21 protein-coding genes are annotated in these 25,270 nt (G+C 72.1%); 9 read left to right on the top strand and 12 right to left on the bottom strand.

Going from position 1 to position 25,270, the window contains the following annotated elements; genetic code table 11:
- Positions 1-343: 343 nt before the first annotated feature.
- Complete coding sequence (locus OHS82_RS23620) at positions 344-1,426, top strand: FG-GAP repeat domain-containing protein (protein WP_328434418.1); 1,083 nt, start codon at positions 344-346, stop codon at positions 1,424-1,426.
- A gap of 141 nt (positions 1,427-1,567) precedes the next feature.
- Here the strand turns inward: OHS82_RS23620 and OHS82_RS23615 are convergent, their stop codons facing one another.
- Positions 1,568-2,137, bottom strand: a complete 570-nt coding sequence (locus tag OHS82_RS23615) for a hypothetical protein (RefSeq protein WP_328434417.1) — start codon at positions 2,135-2,137, stop codon at positions 1,568-1,570.
- Between the two features lie 165 nt (positions 2,138-2,302).
- Here OHS82_RS23615 and OHS82_RS23610 point away from each other — a divergent pair, with 165 nt between their 5' ends.
- The 5 genes from OHS82_RS23610 (at position 2,303) to OHS82_RS23590 (ending at position 9,163) form a co-directional block, all read left to right on the top strand.
- A complete protein-coding gene (locus tag OHS82_RS23610) occupies positions 2,303-3,490 on the top strand; it encodes a flavin-containing monooxygenase (protein ID WP_057578976.1) in 1,188 nt (395 codons plus the stop codon).
- A 224-nt stretch (positions 3,491-3,714) separates the two neighbouring features.
- Positions 3,715-5,187, top strand: a complete 1,473-nt coding sequence (locus OHS82_RS23605) for a flavin monoamine oxidase family protein (RefSeq protein ID WP_057578978.1) — start codon at positions 3,715-3,717, stop codon at positions 5,185-5,187.
- A 205-nt stretch (positions 5,188-5,392) separates the two neighbouring features.
- Positions 5,393-7,618: an acetate--CoA ligase family protein gene (locus OHS82_RS23600; RefSeq protein WP_266720986.1), complete on the top strand. Its 2,226-nt coding sequence runs from the start codon at positions 5,393-5,395 to the stop codon at positions 7,616-7,618.
- Positions 7,619-7,709: 91 nt separating this feature from the next.
- Entirely contained in the window at positions 7,710-8,501 is a 792-nt protein-coding gene (locus OHS82_RS23595) for an enoyl-CoA hydratase/isomerase family protein (RefSeq protein ID WP_057578982.1), read from the top strand.
- Positions 8,502-8,572: 71 nt separating this feature from the next.
- Positions 8,573-9,163, top strand: coding sequence for a flavin reductase family protein (locus tag OHS82_RS23590; RefSeq protein WP_242433157.1), 591 nt, complete (start codon positions 8,573-8,575; stop codon positions 9,161-9,163).
- 19 nt (positions 9,164-9,182) lie between these two features.
- Here OHS82_RS23590 and OHS82_RS23585 read toward each other — a convergent pair whose 3' ends face one another.
- Both OHS82_RS23585 and OHS82_RS23580 read right to left on the bottom strand, forming a co-directional pair.
- A complete protein-coding gene (locus tag OHS82_RS23585) occupies positions 9,183-10,757 on the bottom strand; it encodes a multicopper oxidase family protein (protein WP_328434416.1) in 1,575 nt (524 codons plus the stop codon).
- Between the two features lie 148 nt (positions 10,758-10,905).
- Positions 10,906-12,204: an MFS transporter gene (locus tag OHS82_RS23580; RefSeq protein WP_057579389.1), complete on the bottom strand. Its 1,299-nt coding sequence runs from the start codon at positions 12,202-12,204 to the stop codon at positions 10,906-10,908.
- A 119-nt stretch (positions 12,205-12,323) separates the two neighbouring features.
- Between OHS82_RS23580 and OHS82_RS23575 the strand changes: the two genes are divergently transcribed.
- Positions 12,324-13,340: a GlxA family transcriptional regulator gene (locus OHS82_RS23575; RefSeq protein WP_057578988.1), complete on the top strand. Its 1,017-nt coding sequence runs from the start codon at positions 12,324-12,326 to the stop codon at positions 13,338-13,340.
- Here OHS82_RS23575 and OHS82_RS23570 read toward each other — a convergent pair.
- The 3 genes from OHS82_RS23570 to OHS82_RS23560 all read right to left on the bottom strand — a co-directional run bounded on the left by OHS82_RS23570 (position 13,337) and on the right by OHS82_RS23560 (position 16,664).
- Positions 13,337-14,386, bottom strand: coding sequence for a Zn-dependent alcohol dehydrogenase (locus tag OHS82_RS23570; RefSeq protein WP_057578990.1), 1,050 nt, complete (start codon positions 14,384-14,386; stop codon positions 13,337-13,339). The genes OHS82_RS23575 and OHS82_RS23570 overlap by 4 nt on opposite strands.
- 19 nt (positions 14,387-14,405) lie before the next feature.
- Positions 14,406-15,554: an acyl-CoA dehydrogenase family protein gene (locus OHS82_RS23565; RefSeq protein WP_057579391.1), complete on the bottom strand. Its 1,149-nt coding sequence runs from the start codon at positions 15,552-15,554 to the stop codon at positions 14,406-14,408.
- Between the two features lie 192 nt (positions 15,555-15,746).
- Positions 15,747-16,664 carry an SDR family oxidoreductase gene (locus OHS82_RS23560; protein ID WP_057578992.1) on the bottom strand — a complete coding sequence of 306 codons (918 nt, stop codon included), beginning with the start codon at positions 16,662-16,664 and terminating at the stop codon, positions 15,747-15,749.
- 102 nt (positions 16,665-16,766) lie between these two features.
- Between OHS82_RS23560 and OHS82_RS23555 the strand changes: the two genes are divergently transcribed.
- Positions 16,767-17,693: a cyclase family protein gene (locus OHS82_RS23555; protein WP_057578994.1), complete on the top strand. Its 927-nt coding sequence runs from the start codon at positions 16,767-16,769 to the stop codon at positions 17,691-17,693.
- A 451-nt stretch (positions 17,694-18,144) separates the two neighbouring features.
- On the opposite strand, the gene OHS82_RS23550 is transcribed toward OHS82_RS23555, so the two are convergent.
- From OHS82_RS23550 to OHS82_RS23535, 4 genes are all read right to left on the bottom strand, one after another.
- Positions 18,145-18,657, bottom strand: coding sequence for an ATP-binding protein (locus OHS82_RS23550; protein ID WP_328436097.1), 513 nt, complete (start codon positions 18,655-18,657; stop codon positions 18,145-18,147).
- 551 nt (positions 18,658-19,208) lie between these two features.
- Entirely contained in the window at positions 19,209-20,090 is an 882-nt protein-coding gene (locus tag OHS82_RS23545) for an acyl-CoA dehydrogenase family protein (protein ID WP_328434415.1), read from the bottom strand.
- Between the two features lie 10 nt (positions 20,091-20,100).
- Positions 20,101-21,237: an acyl-CoA dehydrogenase family protein gene (locus OHS82_RS23540; RefSeq protein ID WP_057579000.1), complete on the bottom strand. Its 1,137-nt coding sequence runs from the start codon at positions 21,235-21,237 to the stop codon at positions 20,101-20,103.
- Between the two features lie 56 nt (positions 21,238-21,293).
- Positions 21,294-22,490: an amidohydrolase family protein gene (locus tag OHS82_RS23535; protein ID WP_057579002.1), complete on the bottom strand. Its 1,197-nt coding sequence runs from the start codon at positions 22,488-22,490 to the stop codon at positions 21,294-21,296.
- A gap of 178 nt (positions 22,491-22,668) precedes the next feature.
- Between OHS82_RS23535 and OHS82_RS23530 the strand changes: the two genes are divergently transcribed.
- Entirely contained in the window at positions 22,669-24,186 is a 1,518-nt protein-coding gene (locus tag OHS82_RS23530) for a class I adenylate-forming enzyme family protein (RefSeq protein WP_057579004.1), read from the top strand.
- On the opposite strand, the gene OHS82_RS23525 is transcribed toward OHS82_RS23530, so the two are convergent.
- Both OHS82_RS23525 and OHS82_RS23520 read right to left on the bottom strand, forming a co-directional pair.
- Positions 24,165-24,677, bottom strand: a complete 513-nt coding sequence (locus OHS82_RS23525; RefSeq protein ID WP_057579005.1) for an EF-hand domain-containing protein — start codon at positions 24,675-24,677, stop codon at positions 24,165-24,167. The two genes, OHS82_RS23530 and OHS82_RS23525, sit on opposite strands and share 22 nt — an antisense overlap.
- 178 nt (positions 24,678-24,855) lie before the next feature.
- A complete protein-coding gene (locus OHS82_RS23520; protein ID WP_057579007.1) occupies positions 24,856-25,236 on the bottom strand; it encodes an STAS domain-containing protein in 381 nt (126 codons plus the stop codon).
- Between the last annotated feature and the right edge of the window lie 34 nt (positions 25,237-25,270).

The following is a 25,270-nucleotide window of genomic DNA, read 5'->3' as shown; positions in this document are numbered from 1 at the left end:
GACTGTTACGAGCAGGGGTCAAATAGCCGCAAACAATTCTCCACCCTACCCGGGCCGCGGAGATTTCCAGGAGCCGAGCAGCGTCATGTTGAGATGCCCACTTCTCATCCGGGCATGAGATCGGAGGATTACTCCACCCCTTCATCACGCGCGGGTATGAACGTTCAGGCATTCCACCCTCAACTCTTCGATCTTGCCGGAATTTATCTCACCTGAGGGAATTTTACGAGACCGCACTTCCTGATGCCCACCAGAGAGTGCAAAGTGCAGAAACCGTCAGAAAAGCCAGTCCTTGAGGGTTCTACCGACTTGATACGAGTACTGGACGGACACCGACCCCATTGTGCGCACCGCGACACCCGGTACCGCAGGCGGCAGCGTCAACGTCACGTTCACTCCGACCAATGCCGGGACCAACCACCTCTACGCCCGCAGCCTGGACAGGGCCGGCAACAAGTCGGACACCACCGACTACCCCTTCTACGCCAACGGACTCAAGACAGCCGACAAGGCCGGAGACATCAACGGCGACGGCAACACCGACGTGTACGGGATAAGCAAGGACGGCACTCTCAACCGCTTCTACGGGGCTGGGAACGGAACCCTGACACAAGGAGCCGAGGCCGCCGCCATCGGGAACTGGACCGGCACCAAAATCACCCGGCGCGGCGACTGGACCGGCGACGGCTACGAGGACCTCATCTCCCTCGAACACGACGCCACCGCAGACACCAACCGCCTGCGGATCCACCCCAACGACGGCTCCGGCTTCGCCTGCACCGACTGCCCCGGCACCGACAACGACGAACGCGAACTCACCGTCTACGACGATGCCAACAACCACTGGAGCAACGGCGTCAAGCAGATCCTCGCCGTAGGCGACGTCGACGGCCCTCTGGACGTCGATGCAGACGACACCCCGGACACCCCCGGCTACCCCGACCTCATAGTCAACGACGGCACCTTTGTCTGGCTCTACTACGGCAACAGCGACGACCGCCTCGACAGCGACCGCGACCCGGTCCTCCTGGGCGGCCCCGACGACCCCCTCGCCAACGGAGACTCAAAAATCAATGAGATCACCCTGGCCGCTCCCGGAGACTGGAACAACGACGGACGAGCCGACCTCGTCGTCCGCTACGACCGCCCTGACGTCGGAGGACTCTGGGTCTTCCACGGCGAGCAAGGCGACAACGGTTATGACATCGGCGTCACCAACCGCACAGGAATCGGCTCCAACTGGAGCACCAGCACTGTGCCCACCTTCACTGCAGCACCCGACGCCGACAACGACGGCAAACTCAACCTCTGGGCAACAACACCAAACTCCAGTCGAGTCCGTGCATTCTGTGACATAACCACCAGCGGCACACAACAGGTCACCGTGGCATCCGAAGCCTTCACCGACTACCAGACCATCAGTTAGCCGACATACGACCAGCACCATCAGCGGACTGACAGGGCCTTCCCGACACTTTCACAGTCGAGGAAGGCCCTGTCAGTCAGCCGCCCGGCGCTGGTGTGGCGGCGAAGAGGCCTCGGGTGCCGAGCCGTGGAAAGCCGCTGTCTACGCGGTGCCGTTCCTGCTCAGGGCGGTGAGGACGTGGTCCAACTCGTTCGGCATCACCGCGACCAGAACGGCGCCTTCAGAGGAGGCGCACTCGACGATCCTGGACCTGCCGTTCATCTTCCAAGCTGCTTCACGCAGCGAAGGAGAACGTACGCCGACCTGGCGCAACCCTGCCGGAAGCAACACTGCCGCGCCACCCCTGCCGCGGTTCTCCCAGGCCATCGAGGTGGGGCCGATCACTATCCGCCCACGGAGCCACCGGCCCTCGAACGCGGGATGCCGGAGCAGACAGGGAACCTTGATCACAACTCCCCGAGCAGCAGCATCCTCACGCTGCTTGACCTTCCTCCAGAGCAACCGAGCTGTCAGTCCGGCCACGATCAGCATCGCCGCTAATTCGATCACTGTTACATTCAAGCAGTGCTCAACTCGAGCGCACCAGACCTTGTTCGGCGCCCCGCGCAGGGTGCCGCGTCCGCGCCCTGTCTCATGCGCGAGGGGGAGCGCGACCGGCGCCTTGAGCTTGTTCTCAGCGCACCGCACCGCTTCGGTCAGCTCGAAGAGCACGTCGGCCCGGACTCTCGATGTCGCGCCCCTCCTTTTCCGTCTACACACAAGCAAGTGGCCTACGTCACAAGTTCCACCCACCTCTCCCCCACCCGTGATCGATCCGCAACCAATTCCGGTCTTGACCGAGACCCATCAACGTCACGCGTGAATACGCTCGCGCTTATGGAAGACTCCGCACCGCGCCCGGCCCCCCAGGCGATCACTGCCGCGAACCCGGCCGACCGCCCCGTCTACGTCATCGGCGGCGGCCCAGGCGGACTCGCCACCGCGTACGCGCTGCGTGCCCAGGGCATACGGGCGGTCGTCGTGGAGAAGGCCGACACGGTGGGCGCGTCCTGGCGACGCCATTACGACCGGCTGCATCTGCACACCACCCGGCGCCTTTCGGCCCTGCCCGGCCTGGCGATACCGCGACGTTTCGGGCGGTGGGTGGCGCGCGACGACCTGGTGCGCTACCTCGAGAAGTACGCCGAGGTCCATGAGCTGGAGATCGTCACCGGCGTCGAGGTCTCCCGCGTCGAGCGCACCCCCGACGGCACCGGCTGGCTGCTGCGCGCCACCGGCGGGCGCGAGCTCGTCGGCTCGGCGGTCGTCGTCGCCACCGGCTACAACCACACCCCGCACCTGCCCCGGTGGCCCGGCCGCGAGGCGTTCACGGGCGACCTGACGCACGCCGCCGACTACCGCAGCGGCAAGGAGTACGCCGGCCGGGACGTCCTCGTCGTCGGCGTGGGCAACACGGGCGCGGAGATCGCCGTCGACCTGGTGGAGAACGGCGCGGGGCGGGTGCGGCTGGCGGTGCGCACGGTCCCGCACATCGTGCGCCGCTCGACCGCCGGGTGGGCCGCCCAGTACAGCGGCATCATGATCCGCCGGCTCCCCGTCGCCCTCGTCGACCGGATCTCCCGGGTGATGGCGAAGGCGAGCATCCCCGACCTGTCCGCGCACGGGCTGCCGCGCCCCGACACCGGTCTCTACACCCGGGCCCGCCAGGGCGCGATCCCGGTGCAGGACGTCGGCCTGATCGACGCCGTACGCAAGGGCCGGGTGGAGATCGTGGCCGCCGTGGAGGGCTTCGAGGACGGCGAGGTCGCGCTCGCCGACGGCTCCCGGATCTCCCCGGACGCCGTCGTCGCGGCCACCGGGTACGTCCGCGCCCTGGAGGGCCTGGTCGGACATCTCGGGGTGCTCGACGACGAGGGCAGACCCGTGGCCCACGGCCCCCGTACCCCGAAGGACGCCCCCGGCCTGTTCTTCACCGGCTACACCACCCCCATCAGCGGGACGCTCCGTGAGCTGGCGATGGACGCGGAACGGATCGCCAAGGCGGTGCGCCGCCGGAGCCGGTGACTCCGCGCAATCTTTGCAGACGCCGATGTAACCACCGGTAACTCCCTTGAATCACCTGCTCGTTACACCTGTGCAAGATGTGGCGAGAGCGTTGTCGTGCGCCCGCTCGCGGAGCCAGAATGTGAGACCTGTTCATCTTTCAGGTTCCACCCCTTCCAGCCCCTCTCGCTCCCGAAGCCCGTCGGAGGACGCACGTGGCAAGTGAAAGCCGGCCGACCCCCAGAATGTCCCGCCGCTCCCTGCTCGGCCGCACCGCGGCCGTGGCCGCCGGCGCGACCGCCCTCACCGCGACCGCCGGCGGCCCGGCCGCCGCGGCTGCCCGGGACGTCGACGTCGCGATCGTCGGCGCCGGACTGGCCGGCCTCACCGCGGCCCGCGACCTGGTGGCCGCGGGCCGCACGGTCGTCGTCCTGGAGGCCCGCGACCGCGTGGGCGGCCGGGTGGTCAACCTCCCCCTGGCGAACGGCGGGGTGACCGAGGGCGGCGGCGAGTTCATCGGCCCGACCCAGGACCGCATCAAGGCGCTCGCCGACTCCCTGGGCGTGGCCACCTTCGCCACCTACAACACCGGCAAGAACCTGCTCTACAAGGACGGCAAGAAGACCCCGTACGCCACGGACGGCCCGCTCGGCTCGGTCCCGCCGGTCGACGTCGCGGGCCTCGCCAACGCGGCGATCGTGCAGGCCTCGCTGGACGACATGGCCAAGACGGTCCCGGTCGACGCGCCCTGGACCGCGGCCAAGGCCGAGGAGTGGGACCGGCAGACCTTCGAGAGCTGGCTGCGCGCCAACGCCGTGGTCCCGTCCGCCAAGTTCCTGCTGGACGTGGCGTGCACCTCGATCTTCTCGGCCGAGCCGCGCGAACTCTCGCTGCTCTTCGTACTCTTCTACATCGCCGCCGCCGGCAACGAGTCGACCCCCGGCACCCTCGAGCGCCTCACCGAGACCGCGAACGGCGCCCAGGAGCAGCGCTTCGTCGGCGGCTCCCAGCTGGTGCCGGTCAAGCTCGCGGCGACGCTCGGCGACCGGGTGGCGCTGAACGCGCCGGTGCGCACGATCAGCCGGTCCGGCGGCAAGTACGTCGTCACGGCCGACGGCCTCACCGTCACCGCCAAGCGCGTCGTCGTCGCCGTGCCGCCGCCCCTCGCCGCGCGCATCACGTACGACCCGCTGCTGCCCGCCGACCGCGACCAGCTCACCCAGCGCCTCCCGATGGCCTCGGTGGGCAAGGCCATCGCGATCTACGACACCCCCTTCTGGCGGGCCGACGGCCTCAACGGCCAGGTGGTCAGCGACACCGGCGTGATCAGCTCGACCTTCGACAACTCCCCGCCGGACGCCTCGTACGGCGCGCTGATGGGCTTCATCGAGGCCGACGAGGCCCGCAAGCTGGACGCGGCGAGCGAGGCCGAGGTCAAGGCGGCGGTCCTGAAGGACTACGTGACGTACTTCGGCGCGAAAGCGGCCTCCCCCACCTCCTTCGTCCTGCAACGCTGGAACAACGAGGCCTACACCCGCGGCGGGCCCGTCTCCATCGGCGCGCCCGGCGTGCTGACCCAGTACGGTCCGGCCCTGCGGCGGCCCGTCGGCGGCATCCACTGGGCCGGCACGGAGACCTCCGTCCACTGGATGGGGTTCATGGACGGAGCGGTGCGCTCGGGCGAGCGGGTGGCCAGGGAGGTGCTGGCGGCGCTGTAGGCGGAGTACCCGCAGGGTGTCGGCGGGGCGTCGGCGGGGTGCGCCGACGGCGCGGCGGGGACGGTCCGGTCCGGACGTCCCCGTTGGTTTCGGTGTGGACGACTGTGTGCACGACCATTCCTGACGGTCCGTCAGGAATGTAACCTGACAGAGCGTCAGTTACTTGACAGTCACCCATGGCAGTCACACAGGAGCGGGCGGACCGATGCTTGGATCAACCCACGGCACCCTCACCACCGACTCCCGCCGGGCCCGGGTCATCGCGTGCGGCGAGCAACCCGGGCCCGCCGTCCACGGCCGGCCGGCCCAGGCGGACGACCTCGACGTCAGCGGCCGTCCCCTCTACGCGGACGTCCCCGACCTGGACCGGTTCTTCCGGCCGGAGTCGGTCGCGGTCGTCGGCGCCTCGGACGCCGAAGGCCGCCCGAACACCGGTGTCACCCGACAACTGGTGGACTGGGCCGAGCGGGTGGGGGCGCGGCTGCATCCCGTGCACCCCACCCGTGCGACCGTCTTCGGCATCCCCTGCTTCCCCTCCGTCGCCGAACTGCCCGAACAGGTCGACCTGGCCGTCCTGCTGGTCGCCGACCCGGTGCCGGTGATCGAGCGGCTCGCCGGGACGAAGGTGAAGTTCGCCGTCGTCTTCGCCTCCGGCTTCGCGGAGACCGGCGAGGCGGGCGCCGCCGAGCAGGAGCGTCTGACGGCGGCCGTGGAACGGGCCGGTGTCCGTCTTCTCGGCCCGAACACCAACCTCAACGCCTTCGAGCGGTTCCGCGACGATCTCACCGGACCGTCGATCGCGCTCATCACCCAGTCCGGGCACCAGGGCCGCCCGGTCTTCGCGCTGCAGGAGCTCGGCGTCCGCCTCTCCCACTGGGCGCCGACCGGCAACGAGGCCGACCTGGAGACCGCGGACTTCCTCTCCTACTTCGCCGAACGCCCGGAGGTCGGGGCGATCGCCTGCTACGTGGAGGGCCTGAAGGACGGCCGGTCCTTCCTTCTCGCCGCCGACCGCGCCGCCCGGCGCGGGGTGCCGGTCGTCGCGGTCAAGGTGGGCCGCACCGAGAACGGCGCCCGCACCGCCGCCACCCACACCGGGAAGCTGACCGGCGCGGACGAGGTCGTCGACGCGGCGATGCGGCAGTACGGCGTGATCCGCGTCGACGGCCTGGACGAACTCCAGGACACGGCCGCCCTGTTGGCGCGCGCCCGGCCGCCACGGGCGTCCGGCGTGGTGATCTACTCCATCTCGGGCGGCACCGGCGCCCACGCGGCTGACCTGGCCACGGCGGCCGGCCTGGAGCTGCCGGCCCTGTCGGCCGCGAAGCAGGCCGAGCTGCACCAGTGGATCCCCGAGTACCTGAACGTGGCCAACCCGGTCGACAACGGCGGTCATCCGGTCGGCGACGCGCGCGGCCGGAAGATCATCGACGCGATCCTCGACGACCCCGGGGTGGGCGTCCTGATCTGTCCGATCACCGGCCCGTTCCCGCCGCTGAGCGACCGTCTCGTGCGGGACCTGGTGGACGCGGCCGAGCAGACCGACAAGCTGGTGTGCGTGGTCTGGGGATCCCCGGTGGGCACCGAACCGGCCTACCGTGACGTACTGCTGGGATCCTCCCGGGTGGCGACCTTCCGCACCCTCGCCAACTGCGTCACGGCGGTCCGCGCCCATCTGCGGCACCACCGTTTCGTGAGCGACTACCGCTCGCCCTTCGACGAGGCCCCCCGCACCCTCTCGCCGTCCTACCGCAAGGCGCAGCTGCTGATGCGGCCCGGACAGCAGCTGAGCGAGCACGCGGCGAAGCAGCTGCTGCGCGCGTACGGCATCCGGGTCCCGCGCGAGCAGCTGGTGACCAGCGCGGCGGCGGCCGTGCGGGCCGCGGGGCTGGTCGGCTACCCGGTGGTGATGAAGGCGTCCGGCGCGCAGATCGCCCACAAGACCGAGCTGGGCCTGGTGAAGATCGGCCTGACCTCGGCGAGCCAGGTCCGCGACGCCTACCGCGAGCTGACCGACATCGCCCGCTACGAGGGCGTCTCGCTGGACGGCGTCCTGGTGTGCCAGATGGTCGAGCGGGGCGTGGAGACCGTGGTCGGCGTCACCCACGACGAGCTGTTCGGGCCGACGGTGACGGTCGGGCTGGGCGGGGTGCTGGTGGAGGTCCTGCGGGACGCCGCCGTGCGGGTGCCCCCGTTCGGCGAGGACCAGGCCCGCGCGATGCTCGACGACCTGCGCGGACGGGCATTGCTGGACGGCGTCCGCGGCCGTCCGCCGGCGGACGTGGACGCGCTGGTCGAGGTCGTGCTGCGGGTGCAGCGCATGGCCCTGGAGCTGGGCGGCGACCTCGCCGAGCTCGACATCAACCCGCTGGTGGTGCTGCCGTGCGGGCAGGGCGCGGTGGCCCTGGACGCGCTGGCGGTGTGCCGGTGAGGTCCGCCGCGCGGACCGGGCCGGACCGACGCCGAGACGAGGGGCGGGGCCGCCGCCCGGTGGTCCGCCCCTGCCGAAACGGAGGACACGCATGCCCGCCCCCTCGATCCTGAGCACGACGGACGACCACGTCACCCGTCTCACCCTCGACCGCCCCGAGGCGCTCAACGCCCTCACCCCGGACCTGCGCGACCGTCTGATCGCGCTGCTCGCCGAGGCGTCCGCCGACCCGGAGGTGCGGGCGGTGGTCCTGACCGGCACGGGCCGGGGGTTCTGCGCGGGGGCGGACCTGCGGGGCGGGACGGCGGCGGGCGAGCGGATCGCCGGGGACGTGGCCCGCACCCTCCGGGTGGGCGCCCAGCGCCTGATCGCCGCTGTCCTCGACTGCGAGAAGCCGGTCGTCGCGGCCGTGAACGGCACGGCGGCCGGTCTGGGCGCGCACCTCGCGTTCGCGTGCGATCTGGTGCTGGCCGCCGAGTCGGCCCGCTTCATCGAGGTGTTCGTCCGCCGCGGCCTGGTCCCCGACGGCGGCGGCGCCTATCTGCTCCCGCGTCTGGTGGGCCCGCAGCGCGCCAAGGAGCTGATGTTCTTCGGCGACGCGCTCGGCGCGGCCGACGCGGAACGCCTCGGCCTGGTCAACCGAGTCGTCCCGGACGGCGAGCTGGACAAGACGGCCCGCGAGTGGGCGGCCCGGCTGGCCGCCGGCCCGACCCGCGCCCTGGCCCTGACCAAGCAGCTCGTCAACGCCTCCCTCGACGCCGACCGCACGACCGCCTTCGCCGCCGAGGCCGCCGCCCAGGAGATCAACATGACGACGGCGGACGCGCAGGAGGGCGTGAAGAGCTTCACGGAACGCCGCGCGGCGGCCTTCCGGGGCCGCTGAGCGCCCGGGGATCCGCGCACATCCGCACACCCCTTCCTATCTGACGAACCGTCAGCTTCAATGGGGATGTGATGGGACATGCGGGAATGGCGGCCGCGGCCGTGCGGTATCTGCGGGCGGAGGGCCGGCCGGTCGAACCGCTGCCGCGGCCCGAGCTGCGCTGTGTCCGGGAGGACGAGCGGGCGCCGGTGGACGCGGGCGAGTTCCGCCGTGTCCTCGGGAGCTTCGCCTCGGGTGTGACGGTCGTGACGGCGCCCGCCGCCGACGGCGACGGCGCCCCCGCCGGCTTCGCCTGCCAGTCGTTCTCCTCGCTCTCCCTCGACCCGCCCCTGGTCGCCTTCATGGTCGGCCGGACGTCCACCACCTGGCCGCGGATCGCCCGCGCGGGCGTCTTCTGCGTCAACGTCCTCGGCGCGGGCCAGCAGGCGCTGTGCCGCGCGTTCGCGGCGAGCGGCACGGACAAGTTCGCCGGCGTCGACCACGACCCGGCGCCGGTCTCGGGCGCTCCCCGCCTTGCCGGCGCCCTCGCCTGGATCGACTGCACCATCCACGCGGTCCACACGGGCGGCGACCACCTCATCGTCGTCGGACGGGTGAACGCCCTGGGGACGGACGGCGCGGACGAGCCGCCGCTGCTGTTCCACCGGGGCCGGTTCCGCTGACCGCCGGCGGGCGGGCCGCTCAGCGCACGTAGTCGACGATCTGCATCATGCCCTCGTCGCCGTGCTGGAGCTGGTGGCAGTGCAGCATCGACCGTCCGGTGAAGTCCTCGGCGCGCAGCCGGAAGGTGATCGAACCGTTCGGCGGGACGGCGACGGTGTCGTGCCAGACCGGTGTGGCCAGCTTGCGGTTGTCGACGGCTGTGAGCAGGAAGTGGTTGGTGTGCAGGTGGAAGGGGTGATGGCTGTGGGCGTGGGCGTGGGAGTCGTTGACGATCGTCCACTCCTCGACCTCGCCCAGCCGGACGCGCTGGTTGACGTAGTCGGCGCAGAGACGGCCCCAGGCGAGGTCGTCACGGCCGGCCCCGGGGTCGGCGGGCGGCGTCTCACCGTCGCCCAGGATCCGGTAGGCGTTCGGGAAGGCGCCTGAGAAGACGTTCTCGTAACTGCGGAAGGTCAGCGTCCGGGTGCGGGTCGGCTCGGGCAGTTCGGTGGGCCGGCCGGGCAGTTCGGCCGGCAGCGACATCGTGCGGGGGGCGCCGGTGACGACGAGCGTGAAAAGGTGGTGGGAGGGACCCCCACCGGACACCTTGTAGGTGCCGGGCCTGCCGCCGCGGACCAGCAGGTCCACCCGTCCTCCCATGGGCAGCGTCACGCCGGTGGTGGCGACGGGTTTCATGAAGGTGACGCCGTCACAGGCGATCTGGTGCATCTCCTGGCCGCCCACGCTGAGGAAGTGAGCGGTAAGGGCTCCGGCGTTGACGACACGCCAGCGCTGGATCTCCCCCGGGGCGATGGTCAGAACGGGGTTCTTCGCCCCGTTGACCAGGAACGTCGAGGGGATGTCGTCCCAGACGCCGTGCGAGGTCAGATCCGGCACCCGTCCGCCGGACAGTTTGAGCTCGCTGACGCAGACGACGACCTCCTTGGCCGCGGCGATCTCGGGGACCTCGTCCACGTCCCCCTCGACGACGAGCACGCCCGCCATCCCGCTCAGCAGCTGGCTCGAGGTGGAGCCGTGAAGGTGGGGGTGGTACCAGAAGGTGCCGGCCGGATGATCCGCCGGGACGTCGACGATGCTGCGGTGGGCGGTCGTGGTCCCCGGAACGGCTGCGGGCTCGAAGGCACGGAAGACGTTGTCCGCCTCACCCGAAGGGTCCACGTGCATGCCATGGGTGTGCAGGTTGAAGGTGTTGAAGTGATGCGGGACATTCATGTCCGGATGTGCTTCCCGCATCGCCTCGGCGTTCGGTGGCAGCGCGTTGACCTGCATGATCTCCAGGGTCTCCCCGGGCCGCACCCGCAGCGTCGGCCCCGGGACCGACCCCTCGTAGGCGCGGGTGAGCACACTGCCCACGCCGGGGACCGCCAGCTCGGTGAACGCGACGGTCAGCCGGGTGGCGAGCCGCCCCGTGTCCGGGTCCGCCCGGCGCGTCTCCGGCTGCGGGAACCCGGCGTCGGCGTCCGCCCGCAGGGCCGACCCGCGCGAGCCGGCCGCGCGCGCGGCCGCCGTTCCGGTCACCGCCGTTCCGGTCACGGCCGCGCCGGCCACGACCGGCAGGCACTTCAGCACGTCACGACGGGCCAACGACGTCATCAATCGCCTCCACGGACAGCGGACGGCGGGACGACGCTCAGCGGCCCGGCCACCCATCACCGAATGTAGCCACACAGTACGCGGAGTAGCCGCCCCGGACCGGTTACGCAGCGCGGACGCCATCATGCTCGGGCCGGCGCCGTCACGCTCAGCCCGTCGCAGGCGTGAGGGCCGCCGTGGCCGGCCGGCGACGGATCACGAGGGCCATCAGCGCCGCCGCCGCGCACAGCGCGCCCGACCCGTACCAGACGACGTCGTACGAGCCGAAGGCGTCCCGCGCCACGCCGCCCAGGAAGGCGACCAGGGCCGCGCCCAGCTGGTGGGAGGCGAGCACCCACCCGAAGACGATGGCGCTGTCCTCGCCGTACTGCTCGCGGCACAGGGCGAGGGTGGGCGGCACGGTGGCGACCCAGTCGAGCCCGTAGAACACGATGAAGAAGACCATCGGCGGATGCACGGACGGAGCCAGCAGCACCGGAAGGAACAGCAGCGACATGCCGCGCAGCGCGTAGTACACCGCCAGCAGCCGGCGAGGCTCGAAACGGTCCGTGAACCAGCCGGAGGCGACCGTGCCGACCACGTCGAAGACGCCGATCACGGCCAGCAGCGAGGCGGCCGCCGTCACCGGCATGCCGTGGTCGTGCGCAGCGGGCACGAAGTGGGTCTGCACCAGGCCGTTCGTCGAGGCGCCGCAGATCGCGAAGGTGCCGGCCAGCAGCCAGAACGGGCCGGTGCGCACCGCCGAGGACAGGACCCGCAGCGTGCGCCGGGCCGCACCCCGCACCGGCGGCGGCTTCGGCGTGAACTCCCGTGCACCGTACGGCTTCTGACCCACGTCCGCCGGATGGTCCCGCAGCAGCAGCCACACGAAGGGGACGACGGTGAGCGCGGCCAGCGCCACCGTGACGGCCGCCGGGCGCCACCCGTACCGCAGGACCGTCCAGGACAGCACCGGCAGGAAGACCAGCTGGCCGGAGGCGGAGGCGGCGGTCAGGATGCCGGTGACCAGTCCCCGGCGCTCGGTGAACCAGCGGTTGGTCACGGTCGCGGCGAAGGCCAGCGCCATCGAGCCCGAGCCGAGGCCGACCAGCAGGCCCCAGTACAGCAGCAGTTGCCAGGCCGCCGTCATCCACACCGTCAGCAGCGAGCCGGCCGCGATCACGGTCAGCGCCGCGGCGACCACCCGGCGGATGCCGAACCGGTCCATGAGGGCGGCCGCGAACGGGGCGGTGAGGCCGTACAGCGCCAGGTTGACCGAGACCGCCGCACCGATCGTGCCGCGCGACCAGCCGAACTCCGCATGCAACGGGTCGATGAGCAGACCGGGCAGCGAGCGGAAGGCCGCCGCGCCGATGATCGTGACGAAGGTGACGGCGGCGACGAACCAGGCGCGGTGGATCCGGGCCCGGCGACGGCCGGACACGCGGCCGTGGGCACGGTCGGACACGGGCTTCTGTTCCCCGGCGGATTCCCGGGTCTCGGTCGTCTGATGCACGCCACCGAGCTTCTGACATCCGGGCGGGACGGACGACTGGCCCGAAGGACAGCGTTCGCTAGGATCGGGCCATGGGTCCTGTCGAGTACGCCCCCCGCCCCCATCGCGTCGTCGTCCTCGCCCTGGACGGTCTGCTCCCCTTCGAGCTGGGCATCCCGCACCGCATCTTCGGCCGCCCCAAGGACGCCCGCGGACGCCTTCTGTACGAGGTCGTCACCTGTTCGGTGCGCCCGCCGGGCCCCGTCGAGACGGACGCCGACTTCGCGATCATGGTCGAGCACGGTCCCGAGGCGCTGGCCACCGCCGACACCGTGATCGTCCCGGCCAGCTATGAGCTCGGCCCGGTCTTCGAGGAGGGCGTCCTGACCGACGAACTCGCCGCCGCCCTCGACCGCGTCAGGCCCGGCACCCGGCTCGCCTCCATCTGCACCGGCGTGTACGTGCTGGCCGCGGCCGGCTTCCTCGACGGCCGTCCCGCGACCACGCACTGGGCCGACGCCGAACACCTCCAGCGGCTCTTCCCGCAGATCAAGGTCGACCCGGACGTGCTCTTCGTCGACGACGGCGACGTGCTCACCTCGGCCGGCGTCGCCGCCGGCATCGACCTGTGCCTGCACATGGTCCGCCGCGACCACGGCACCGCCGTAGCCAACGACGTGGCCCGCCGCACCGTCGTGCCCCCGCACCGCGACGGCGGTCAGGCCCAGTACATCGCGCGACCGGTGCCCGACCCGCAGCAGGCGACCACGACCGGCGCCCGCGCATGGGCGCTCGGCCGCCTGCACGAGCCCCTCCAACTGCGCGACATGGCCGAGCGGGAGGCCATGTCGGTGCGGACGTTCACCCGCCGCTTCCGCGAGGAGGTCGGCGTCAGCCCCGGCCAGTGGCTCACCCAGCAACGGGTCGAACGAGCCCGGCACCTGCTGGAGTCCAGCGGCCTGTCCGTCGACCGGATCGCCCGGGACGCCGGTTTCGGCACCGCCCAGTCGATGCGCCAGCACCTACAGGCCGCACTCGGAGTCACCCCGACCGCCTACCGCCGCACCTTCCGCACGACCGACGCCACCCCGCCCGACACCACCCACTAGAACGTCAGCACTCCGCGCGCCACCCGTCCCGCCTCGGCGTCCGCCGCGGCCTTCTCGAAGTCCTCGACCGGGTAGGTCTGGGTGACGAGTTCGTCGAGCAGCAGCCGGCCCTCGCGGTACAGCTCCGCGTACAGGGCGACGTCCCGCTGGGGGCGCGAGGCGCCGTAGCGGCAGCCCAGGATCGACTTGTCCAGGAACAGCGAGGAGACGCGGAAGGACGCCTCGGCCGTCGCCGGCGGCACTCCGAGCAGCACCGCCTGACCGTGCCGGTCGAGCAGGTCGACGGCGGTCCGGATCAGCTCGACCCGTCCCACGCATTCGAAGACGTGGTCCGCGCCCGTCGGCAGCACCTCCCGCACGCCGTCCGCCGACGTCAGGAAGTGCGTGGCCCCGAACCGCCGGGCCGTCGCCTCCTTCGCCGGGTTCGCGTCGACGGCGACGATCCGCAGCGCGCCCGCGATCCGCGCGCCCTGCAGCACGTTGAGCCCGATCCCGCCTGTGCCGATGACGACGACGCTCTCGCCGTGGCCCACGCGCGCGCGGTTCAGCACGGCCCCGACGCCGGTCAGCACCCCGCACCCGATCAGCGCGGCGGACGTCAGCGGGACGTCCTTGGGGATCGGCACCGCCTGCACGGCCTTGACCACCGTCCGCTCGGCGAAGGCGGAGTTGGCCGCGAACTGGAAGAGGGGGCGCCCCGCGCGCGTGAACGGTCTCCCGGGCCGCCCGATGGCCTGCCGGCACATCGTGGGGCGGCCCCGGTCGCACTCCGCGCAGGCGCCGCAGTTGGCGAGCGTGGACAGCGCGACATGGTCCCCGGGCACGACATGCGTGACCCCGGGGCCGACCGCGGCCACGACGCCCGCGCCCTCGTGCCCGAGGACGACCGGCGCGGGGAAGGGGATCGTCCCGTCGACGACCGACAGGTCGCTGTGACACAGCCCGGCCGCCGCGACGGCGACCAGCACCTCGCCGGCTTCCGGGTCCCGCACCTCCAGGTCGTCGACGACCTCGACCCGCTCACCGTCGAACACCACGCCTCGCATCACACTGCTCCCCTCTGCCTCATCCCTTGGGCTGCCTGGGCAGGCCGAGCACGCGCTCGGCGATGATCGTGCGCTGGATCTGGTCCGAGCCGCCGTAGATCGTGTCGGCCCGGGAGAACAGGAACAGGTGCTGCGCGTCGTCGAGTTCGTACGGCGCGGCGGGCGTCCAGTCGGCCGGCCCGACGCTCGCGGCCGCGCCCCGCACCTGTACGGCGACCTCTCCCAGCCGCTGGTGCCAGCCCGCCCACAGCAGCTTGGCCACGCTCGGCGCACCCGGCCCGCCCGTGCCCCCCAGCGTCCGCAGCGCGTTCCATCGCATGGTCCGCAGCTCCGCCCACAGCCGCACCAGACGCTCGCGCACGACGGGATCGCCGGCCGCTCCCGACTCCACGGCGGCGTGCACCACGCGCCCCAGCTCCTGTGCGAAACCGATCTGCTGGGCGAGGGTCGACACCCCGCGCTCGAAGCCAAGCAGGCTCATGGCGACCCGCCAGCCGTCTCCCGGCGCGCCGACGACGTGTTCCGCGCGCGCGTGCGCCCCGTCGAAGAAGACCTCGTTGAAGTCGCTGGTGCCGGTCAGCTGCCGGATGGGCCGTACCTCGATCCGGCCCGGCTGGTCCATGGGCACGAGGAGGAACGTCAGGCCGTGGTGCCGCCGCGCCTGCGGGTCGGTGCGCGCGAGGACGAAGCACCAGTCGGCCTCGTGGGCGAGGGACGTCCAGATCTTCTGGCCGGTGACGCGGTACGACCGTCCGTCGGGGGCGAGTTCGGCCCGTGTGCGGACGCCGGCGAGGTCGGAGCCGGCGCCGGGCTCGCTGTATCCCTGGCACCACAGCTCGTCGCCGGCGGCGACCGGCGGCAGGAAGCGCGCCTTCTGCTCGTCCGTGCCGTGCGCGAGCAGGGTGGGCGCGAGCAGGTTCTCCCCGATGTGCCCGGAGCGCGGCGGGGCTCCCGACCGGGCGTACTCCTCGGCCCAGGCGACCTGCTGGGTGAGGCTTCCGGTCCGGTTGCCGTACCCGCTCTGCGGCCAGCCGAGCCCGATCCACCCGGCCGCCCCGAGAGCCCGCTCCCAGGACCGCCGGCCGGCGGCCCGCGGCGCGTGTGCGGCCAGCCATTCCCGTGCTTCGACGCGGAAAGAGTCGTCTGCCGAGGTGAAACCGAAATCCACGCTGACCTCCTCGAGAAGGGGCGACCGCACGTACCTCAGGGGCGCGGGCCGTATCGACATCCCGCTCCGCCGCATGAGCGCGACCAGCCGCGACGGACCCTCACACGCATCCGCGCCGCACACGCGCCCACATCGGCATCCGCATCCGCATCCGCATCCGCCGATCCACGCGCACCCCCGCGCATCCCCGCGCTACCGGGCGTTGGGCCGGTTCCCCTCCCGGGCGGCGCGCGCCATCTCCTCGAGCCGCGCCAGCATCGGCATCGGATCGACCCCCACCGACGCCGGCAGGGACTCAGCGATCCGTTCCGGCGTCCAGGAACCCCCCTCCGCGTAGACCGAACGGAGTTCCCTCGGCTGTGCCCACACCGCGATCTTCGGCCCGGCGACGGTGTACACCTGGCCGGTGATCCCGGCCTCGCGCGCGCGGTCCGACAGCAGGTAGACCACGAACGCGGCCACGTCCTCCGGTTCGCCGATCTCCGAGAGTTCCGTCGGCACGCCGGCCGACATGCGCGTACGCGCCACCGGGGCCACCGCGTTGGCGGTCACCCCGTACTTGTGCAGGCCGAGCGCGGCGCTGCGCACGAGCGAGATGATCCCGCCCTTGGCCGCGCTGTAGTTGGCCTGCGACACGGACCCCTGATGGTTTCCGCTGGTGAAGCCGATCAGCGTGCCGCCGCGCTGTTCGCGCATCACCGCCGAGGCGGCGCGGAACACGGTGAAGGTGCCCTTCAGATGGGTGGCGACGACCGGGTCCCACTCCTCCTCGGACATGTTGAACAGCATCCGCTCGCGGAGGATGCCGGCCACGCACACGACCCCGTCGAGCCGCCCGTACGACTCCACCGCGACGTCGACCAGCCGTCGGCCGCCGGCCATCGTGGAGATGTCGTCGGCGACGGCGACGGCCTCCCCGCCGGCCGCCTCGATCTCCTTGACGACGGCCTCGGCGACCTCGCTCGTGGGCGCGGCCCCGTCCACGGCCACGCCGTAGTCGTTGACGACGACCCGCGCGCCCTCCGCGGCGGCGGCGAGCGCCACCGCCCGCCCGATGCCTCGTCCCGCACCCGTGACGGCGATGGTCCTGCCGGCCAGGAAGTTCCCCATGCCCAGCCCCCTCCCGCAGTTTCTGACGGTCCGTTAGATTTTAGCCGCGAGGACCAGATTGACCTGTCGGACAGTCGGGGACAAGCCCCAAGGAGGCACGGAATGACACTGCCGGCCGCGTTCCACGACATCGCGAAGCGCGTCAACAACTGGGGGCGCTGGGGGGCGGGCGACGAGATCGGCACGCTGAACCTCGTCACCGACGACGTCGTCCGCGCGGCGGCGGCCGAGATCCGCTCCGGGCGTCGCGTCCCGCTCGCCCTCCCGCTGCGGGAGGACGGGGTGCAGACCGGTCTGATCCCGGGACGGATCAACCCGCTGCACACGATGGTGCAGATCAACCAGGAGATCTTCGGCCCGGGGACGGTGGCGTGCAGCGACGACGCCGTGACGATGGGCCTGCAGGCGGGCACCCACTGGGACGCGCTGACCCACGTGTCGCACTCGGGCAAGCTCTACAACGGCCGTCCGGCGGCCAGTGTCACCGCGCACGGCGGAGCCGAGTTCGGCGGCATCGACAAGGCGCGGCACGTCGTCTCGCGCGGGGTGCTGCTGGACGTGGCACGCGCGCGTGGCGTCGACCGGCTGGCGGGCGGACACGCGGTGACGCCGGAGGACCTGGAGGCCGCCGAGGAGCTGGCCGGCACCCGCGTGCGCGCCGGCGACATCGTGCTGGTGCGGACCGGGCAGGTCCAGGTCTATCTGGCGGGCGACCGGCAGGGGTACGGGTTCCCGTCGCCGGGGCTGTCGGTGCGCACGCCGGAGTGGTTCCACGCGCGCGACGTGGCGGCCGTCGCCAACGACACCCTCACGTTCGAGGTCTTCCCGCCGGAGATCGACGACCTGTGGCTGCCCGTGCACGCGCTCGACCTGGTCGAGATGGGGATGCTGCAGGGCCAGAACTGGAATCTCGAAGAGTTGTCCACAGCCTGTGGAGAAGCGGGCCGCTACGCGTTCCTGCTGTCGGCGATGCCCGAGCCGTTCGTCGGCGGGACGGGGACGCCGGTGGCCCCGGTGGCGGTTCTCTGAGGTCCGGCGGACACGGACACGCGTCGGCCGACGGCGCGCGGCTGCCCGCCCCGAGCACGGCACCGCGCACCGCCATCCGACTTCGGCGTGTCTCCCCGCCCTCGGCTGCGCCCGGGCGGAGGACCCCCGTCGACTCCCCTCGCCCCCCGAGGGAGCCGACGCCGAATCACGATCCGCGCCCGGCAAGGACCTCCGCCACCGAGGCCCTCGCCGTCCCCTCGCGGCGAATCGCTGACCACAAGCGTGATCAAACGGACAACGGACGTCAACACCCGGAAGGGGATTTATTACTTACGCCCTGTTCATGACGGGCGCGCACGGAAGCACGGACGGGCGCACCGATCCAGGACCGGCCCTGACCGACAGCGCTTTCTGCGCCCGCGCCCCACCGCTGCCGGGACATCCGCACCCGTGCGCCGTACGCCGTGAGCCGTGCGCCGCCGTCGGTCCGTCAGACCGCTTCGTAGGCCCGCCCGCCGTACGCGGGCCGGGGCTCCTTGCGGACGCCTCCCGCGCGGTCGGCCACACCCATGCATTCGGCCGCGCCGCCGCGGTCCACCGCCACCTCGGCCGGGGCCGCACAGCGGTCGAGTTCGCACCAGATGCGCTTGCCGGCGCCCTCGACGCTCCACCCCCAGCGATCCGCGAGGCCGTCGACGAGGGCCAGGCCGCGCCCACCGGTCGCCTCGTCACCCGCACAGCGGGGCACCGGGGCCCGGTCGCTGGAGTCGGCCACCTCCAGCCGGACGATGGACGGGTCGGCCGCCCCGCCCGGCAGGGAGAGCCGCAGCACGGCCGGACAGCCGGTGTGCACCACGGCGTTGGTGACCAGCTCGGAGACGAGCAGGATCAACGTCTCGGCGAGCGGCTCCTCGTCCCCTATCCCGGACCCGACGAGGCGCGAACGGGCCCACCTCCGGGCGCGCCCCACCTCAGCGGGGTCGGGCCGGATCTCCAGCTGCACTTGAAGCACCTGCACCGCTCACACCATCCGAACCGGCGGACACATGGCCGTACGCCACGCCAGCCACGCTAGCCGCGTGTGCACCATGACGACGGGGGCCACGATCGTAGCCATTTTCTGCATGACCAGAACAACGGTCAGAGGCAGGGTGACGGAACGTGAATCCCTTACGAGACAGCTTGGTTGACGTACAGTCACCTCAACAAGCGCTTCGGGCATATTCCAGCGCGAAGGAGTACCCGTGCGGCATACTGTGCGACGCTCGTTACGGGGAGTCGAACAGGCGGGGGCCGTAGGCCCGTCCGCCCAGCGAGCGGCGGCGCGCACCGCCGGATCCGGCATCGCCCCAGGGGCACCGCCGGCATGGCTCATGCTCGGAACCACTCGCATCCCACAGAAGGTACCGGAGCGGCCCGCCGACTCCGGGCCGTGACGGGTCACGCATCGGACACAACCCGATATCAACGCTCCGTGATTCCGGTATGCCACGATCCGCGACACCAGGGCGGCCTTCCGTCCGCCACGTCGGCCGTCCGCGCAGGCGAGGACGGCTAGCGGTCCGCCTCGGCCAGCAGATCGGCCGCGAGCAACTCCTCACTCTCCGTGACACCGCCCGCACGTCGCGTGCGCACCCAGGCCCGTTTCAGCAGCAGGTGGACGTCCGCCTCCCAGGTGAACCCCATGCCGCCGTGCACCTGGAGACAGTCGCGCGCACCGCGGACGGCGGCCTCGTCGGCCAGCAGCCGGGCCGCCGCGATATCGGCCGGGTCGGCGGTGACGGCGGCCGCGTAGACCGCCGCACGGGCCGTCTCGACCCGCACGAGCAGTTCCGCGCAGAGATGTTTGACCGCCTGGAAGGCCCCGATCGGCCGACCGAACTGCTCACGCGCCCGGGCGTGTTGCACGGCCAGTTCGCACGCGCGTGTGGCGGTGCCGAGCTGCTCCGCCGCGGTGAGGAGGACGGCGGCGGGATCGGCCGTCCCGCGCGCGGGGACCGCGTGCAGCGGCGTCAGCGGGTCCACCGACCGCAGCGGCACGGCCCCGTCGGCGTCCCCGCGCACGACGTCCGCCTGTGCCAGCCATTCCACCAGCCCGCCGCCGTCGGCGGCCGCCACGACGGTCTCGCCCTCGGCCGCGCCCGGCACGTGCCCGGCCGCCAGGTGCGTGGCCACCAGCGGGCCCGGCAGCAGCACCCGGCCCGCCTCCTCGAAGACCAGCACCGACTCGGGCAGCCCGAGTCCGACCCCGCCGTCCGCCTCGGGCAGCCGCAGCGCGAAGAATCCGGCCTCGCCCAGCTCCCGCCACAGGGCCCGGTCCAGCACCCCCGGCCGGTCCACGGCCGCCCGCAGCGCCGCCCGGTCGAACCGGCGCGCCAGCAGCTCCCGCACCCCGCCGCGGAGCGCCCGCTGGTCCTCCGTCAGTCGAAATCGCATGACGGACCGTTCACCTCCCCTTCGGCAGACCCAGAATCCGCTCGGCCACGATGTCGCGCTGGATCTGCGACGTGCCGGCCGCGATGGTGTACGACAGCGACGAGAGCCGGTCGGCCGTCCACGGCCGGTCGGCGTCGAGGGCCGCGTCGCCGAGGACCTCGGCGGCGGCGTCGTACAGCTCCTGGCGCGCCTGCGAGTACCGCAGTTTGAAGACCGACCCGCCGACGCCGGGCACCCCGCCGTGCGCGGCCTCCGCCGCGCTCACGTTCCACTGCGTCAGCCGCCACAGTGCCCGGAACTCGGCGTTGAGGGACCCCAGCCGGCGCCGCAGGACGGGGTCGTCCCAGCGTCCGGTGCGCCGTGCCCGGCGCGCGAGTTCGCCCAGCACGCGCCGGCAGGCGACGACCTCGCCGACGAAGGCGGTGCCGCGTTCGAAGGACAGCGTCACCATGGTCACGCGCCAGCCGTCGTTCTCGGCCCCCACCCGGTTGCCGACCGGCACCCGCACCTCGTCGAGGAACACCTCGGCGAACTCGGCGGACCCGGCGAGGGTGCGCAGCGGCCGGACCGTGACGCCCGGCGCGTCCATGGGCATGGCCAGCCAGCTGATGCCCCGGTGCTTCGGCGCGTCCGGATCGGTGCGGACCAACAGCTCGCACCAGTCGGCGACTTCCGCGTGCGAGGTCCAGATCTTGGACCCGCTCACCACATAGGCGTCGCCGTCGCGCCACGCGCGCGTGCGCAGCGCCGCGAGGTCGGACCCCGCGTCGGGCTCGCTGAAGCCCTGGCACCACACCTCCTCGCCGCGCAGGATGGGCGGCAGCCAGCGGGCCCGCTGCTCGGGCGTTCCTTCGGCGGCGATCGTCGGGCCGGCGTGCAGCAGCCCGACGAAGCCCGCGCCCACGTAGGGCGCGCCCGCCTTCTCGGTCTCCTCCAGGAAGATCAGGCGCACGCCCGGCGAGGCCTGCCAGTGCACGTCGGCGTATCCGGCGTCGTGCAGCGCCCGTTGCCAGCCGAGGTCGTAGGCGCGGCGGCCCGGCCAGTCGTCCGGCGACGGCTTCGGCGGGAGCGTGGGGAGCACCTTGCCCAGCCACTCGCGCAGCCGGGCCCGGAACTCCGCGTCCTCGGGGCTGTCCGAGAGGTCCATGTCCTGATCCCCCTGCCTGGTCCTGATCGCTGCCCGGGTCCCGGGTCCCGTCCCGGCTACTTGTCGAGGTCCAGGTCCAGCATGCGGATCGCGTTGCCGCGCATCAGCTTGTAGACCGTCTCGTCGTCGAGGCCCTTGACGTGGTCGAGGGCGATCTCCTTGGTGTGCGGGAAGGTGGAGTCGACGTGCGGGTAGTCGGTCTCGAAGGTCGCGTTGTCGCGGCCCACCGCGTCCAGGGACGCGACGCCGTGCTTGTCGCGGAAGAAGCAGCAGAAGATCTGCCGGTAGTAGTAGGTCGACGGCGGCTCGGGGACGAGGTCGCGGACGCCGCCCCACGCGCGGTGCTCCTCCCAGACGTCGTCGGCGCGCTCCAGGGCGTACGGGATCCACCCCATCTGCCCCTCGGAGTAGGCCAGCTTGAGGCGCGGGAACCGCACCAGGACGCCGCTGAAGAGGTAGTCCATCATCGAGGCCATCGCGTTGTTGAACGACAGGGACGCCTGGACGGCCGGGGGCGCGTCGGGTGAGGCGGCCGGCATCTGCGAGGACGAGCCGATGTGCATGTTGACGACCGTGCCCGTCTCCTCGCACACCGCGAAGAACGGGTCCCAGTAGCCCGAGTGGATCGACGGCAGGCCGAGGTGGCTCGGGATCTCGGAGAAGGTCACCGCGCGCACCCCGCGGGCCGCGTTGCGCCGGATCTCGGCGACCGCCAGGCCGACGTCCCACAGGGGGATCAGGCACAGCGGGATCAGCCGGCCGCCGCTGCCGCCGCACCACTCCTCGACCATCCAGTCGTTGTAGGCGCGCACGCAGGCCAGCGCGACCTCCTTGTCGTGCGCCTCGGCGAAGGTCTGCCCGCAGAAGCGCGGGAAGGACGGGAAGCACAGCGAGGCCTCGACGTGGTTGAGGTCCATGTCCGCCAGCCGGGCCTTCGGGTCCCAGCAGCCGCGCCGCATCTCCTCGCGGGTGATGCCCTCGAGGGTCATCTCGTCGCGGTCGAAGCCGACGGCGGCGATGTTGCGCTTGTACGGGAACTTCAGGTCCTCGTAGATCCACCAGTCGGTGGGCGGCCCGTCCGGGTCCATCGTGATCTGGTACTTCCCGGCGACGTAGGCGAGCTCGCCGATCCCGGCGGTGAGGGGCTGCGGTCCCCGGTCCCGGTACTTCTTCGGCAGCCAGGTCGCGAAGAGGTGCGCGGGCTCGATGACATGGTCGTCCACGCTGACGATGCGCGGCAGTTCGGTGCTCATGGCTTCCCCTCCGCCTGGCGGAACGCCGGTTGTCCGATGGACGGCCCGACGCATTATCTGATGGGTCGTCAGATCTGCTCTCCCCTGCAGGCTAGCCCGCACCCCCTGGACCGACAAGGCGACCGGGCCTACGCTCTGCCCAGATCTGACTGTCCGTCAGCTACGCCAGGGGGCCGACGTGAACGACACCGACACCGCCCACCAGCTGAGCGCCTCCCGCACCCTCTGGGAGCTGCTCGCCCGCCGCGCCGACCTCACCCCCGGCCGCCGGGTCCTCCTGCAGGGCGACCGCTCCCTGACCTTCGGCGAGCTGCGCGAGCGCGCCGAACGAACGGCGGCCGGGCTCCACGACATGGGCGTGCGCCCCGGCACCGTCGTCGCCTGGCAGCTGCCGACCCGCCTCGAGACGGCCGTGCTGTCGTTCGCCCTGGCCCGCCTCGGGGCCGTGCAGACCCCCGTCATCCCCTTCTACCGCGACCGCGAGGTCGGCTTCGCGCTGCGCGAGTCGAAGGCGGAGTTCTTCGCGACGCCGGGCGTCTGGCGCGGCTTCGACCACACCGAGATGGCCCGGCGGCTCGGCGCGAAGGGCGTCTTCGAGGCCTACGACGACCTGCCCGAGGGCGATCCCGCGGTGCTCCCCGCCCCGCCCGCCGACGGCGGCTCGGTCCGCTGGATCTACTGGACCTCGGGCACCACGTCCGACCCCAAGGGCGTCCTGCACACCGACCGTTCGCTGATCGCGGGCGGCTCCTGTCTCGCCCACGCGCTGCGCCTCACGGCGGACGACGTCGGCTCCATGGCCTTCCCGTACGCCCACATCGCCGGCCCCGACTACACCGTCATGCTCCTGCTGTACGGCTTCCCTGCGGTGATGTTCGAGCACTTCGCGCTGCCGGACGCACTGGAGGAGTACCGGCGGCACGGCGTGACGGTGGCGGGCGGGTCGACGGCGTTCTACTCGATGTTCCTCGCCGAGCAGCGCAAGCAGCCGGGCGTCCCCGTGATCCCCACGCTGCGACTGCTCGCGGGCGGCGGCGCGCCCAAGCCTCCGGAGGTGTACCACGCCGTGGTGCGCGAGATGGGCGTGCAGCTCACCCACGGCTACGGCATGACCGAGGTGCCGATGATCACCATGGGCGCGCCGGACGACACGGCGGAGAACCTCGCGACGACGGAGGGACGGCCGCCGGAGGGCATGGAGATACGCGTCGCCGGGGACGGGGAGGTGCGGCTGCGCGGCGAGGCCGTGTGCCGGGGCTATCTGGATCCGGGCCAGAGCGCCGAGGCGTTCGACGCGGACGGCTTCCTGCGCACCGGCGACCTGGGGCGGCTGACCGGCAGCGGGCACCTGGTGCTCACCGGACGGCTGAAGGACGTCATCATCCGCAAGGGGGAGAACGTCTCCGCCAAGGAGATCGAGGACCTGCTGGCCGCCCACCCCGGTGTCGGGGACGTCGCCGTGATCGGCCTGCCCGACGCCGAACGCGGGGAGCGGGTGTGCGCGGTCGTCGAACAGCCGCCCGGGGCGCGGGCGCTGACCCTGGAGGCGGTCACGTCGTATCTGCGCGCGGCGGGCCTCTCCACGCACAAGCTGCCCGAGCAGCTGGAGCTGGTGGACGCCCTGCCGCGCAACGACACGCTCCGCAAGGTCCTCAAGTACAAGCTGCGCGAACGCTACTCGGGCACGGTGAAGTAGCGGGCGAACGCCGGGACGATCTCCGCCTCGCCGACCTTGCCGTCGGCGTCGGCGTCCAGCACCGCGGCGGCTCCCCGGGCGACCTCCTCGGGCGCGCCGAGGGCGCGGAGCACCCGGACGGTGTCCTCGACCGTCGCCCGGCCGTCGCCGTCGGCGTCGGCCACGTCGAGGGCCGCGTGCAGGAAGGGTCGGGCGATCTCGGCGAACCGGTCCGGATTGTCGCGCAGGCGCTTGACCGCGCCGGTCACGAACTCCTCACGGGTGATGCGCTGGTCGCCGTCGCGGTCGGCGATGCCGGCCATGCCCTGCCAGAACGCCTCGGCTCCCCCGTAGACGGCCTGCCCCTTGTCGGAACGGGCGGCGACGCCGAACTCGGCGAGGACCGCCTTGGCCGCCGCGGCGAAGTCCGCGCGGTCGATGTAGCCGTTGCCGTCCTGGTCGAAGGTGGCGAACCGGGCGGCGATCCTGCGTTCGTACTCGCTGTTGACCATGTCTTCTCGGGCCGCCTTACGTCGTCGCGGAGGTGCTGTGGGAGATGCGGTGGAAGGCGCAGCGAAGAGTGCTTCCGGCAGGGAGCGTACGACGCGGACGGCGTCCGGGCAGCGGGAAGGGGGCACCTGTGCCCGGACCGGGGACGATTCGGGACGAGTGTGTGGCGAAACGACGGCTTCACGCCGACAGCGGTTCCGTCCCGTCGTCCACGGCGTCCGCGAGATCGGCGTAGACGTCGAAGAGACGGCGCACGCCGAGCGCGCCCAGCACCCGGTTCACGTGGGAGCCCTCCGCCGCACCGCGCGCGGGCAGGATCAGCCGCAGCCGTCCCCGGCAGGAGCGGATGAGGCGGCGGGCGGCGATGAGCACGCCGACACCGCTGGAATCGCAGAAGTACACCTCGGAGAGGTCGAGGACGAGACGGTGCCGGCCCTCGGCCACCTCGTCGTGCACCCGCTGCCGCAGCACCGGCGACGTCACCAGGTCCAGCTCGCCCGACACCTGCAGCACGGCCCATCCACCCTGCTCGCCGCTGGTCACATTGAAGGCCACCACCACGCCTTTCGCTCGCTGTTGCCAGCCGTAGCTCGCA

Source organism: Streptomyces sp. NBC_00425 (assembly GCF_036030735.1).
GTDB lineage: Bacteria > Actinomycetota > Actinomycetes > Streptomycetales > Streptomycetaceae > Streptomyces.
Note: the sequence above shows the minus strand (reverse complement) of the source record. Positions and strands in the feature narration are given on the sequence as shown.

Bases quoted from the DNA above. Each gene is read 5' to 3' on its own strand.
- OHS82_RS23545 (WP_328434415.1), bottom strand. From the start codon at position 20,090: ATGCGATTTCGACTGACGGAGGACCAGCGGGCGCTCCGCGGCGGGGTG.
- OHS82_RS23595 (WP_057578982.1), top strand. From the start codon at position 7,710: ATGCCCGCCCCCTCGATCCTGAGCACGACGGACGACCACGTCACCCGT.
- OHS82_RS23590 (WP_242433157.1), top strand. From the start codon at position 8,573: ATGGGACATGCGGGAATGGCGGCCGCGGCCGTGCGGTATCTGCGGGCG.
- OHS82_RS23540 (WP_057579000.1), bottom strand. From the start codon at position 21,237: ATGGACCTCTCGGACAGCCCCGAGGACGCGGAGTTCCGGGCCCGGCTG.
- OHS82_RS23605 (WP_057578978.1), top strand. From the start codon at position 3,715: ATGTCCCGCCGCTCCCTGCTCGGCCGCACCGCGGCCGTGGCCGCCGGC.
- OHS82_RS23525 (WP_057579005.1), bottom strand. From the start codon at position 24,677: ATGGTCAACAGCGAGTACGAACGCAGGATCGCCGCCCGGTTCGCCACC.
- OHS82_RS23535 (WP_057579002.1), bottom strand. From the start codon at position 22,490: ATGAGCACCGAACTGCCGCGCATCGTCAGCGTGGACGACCATGTCATC.
- OHS82_RS23560 (WP_057578992.1), bottom strand. From the start codon at position 16,664: ATGGGGAACTTCCTGGCCGGCAGGACCATCGCCGTCACGGGTGCGGGA.
- OHS82_RS23600 (WP_266720986.1), top strand. From the start codon at position 5,393: ATGCTTGGATCAACCCACGGCACCCTCACCACCGACTCCCGCCGGGCC.
- OHS82_RS23585 (WP_328434416.1), bottom strand. From the start codon at position 10,757: ATGACGTCGTTGGCCCGTCGTGACGTGCTGAAGTGCCTGCCGGTCGTG.
- OHS82_RS23610 (WP_057578976.1), top strand. From the start codon at position 2,303: ATGGAAGACTCCGCACCGCGCCCGGCCCCCCAGGCGATCACTGCCGCG.
- OHS82_RS23575 (WP_057578988.1), top strand. From the start codon at position 12,324: ATGGGTCCTGTCGAGTACGCCCCCCGCCCCCATCGCGTCGTCGTCCTC.
- OHS82_RS23570 (WP_057578990.1), bottom strand. From the start codon at position 14,386: ATGCGAGGCGTGGTGTTCGACGGTGAGCGGGTCGAGGTCGTCGACGAC.
- OHS82_RS23555 (WP_057578994.1), top strand. From the start codon at position 16,767: ATGACACTGCCGGCCGCGTTCCACGACATCGCGAAGCGCGTCAACAAC.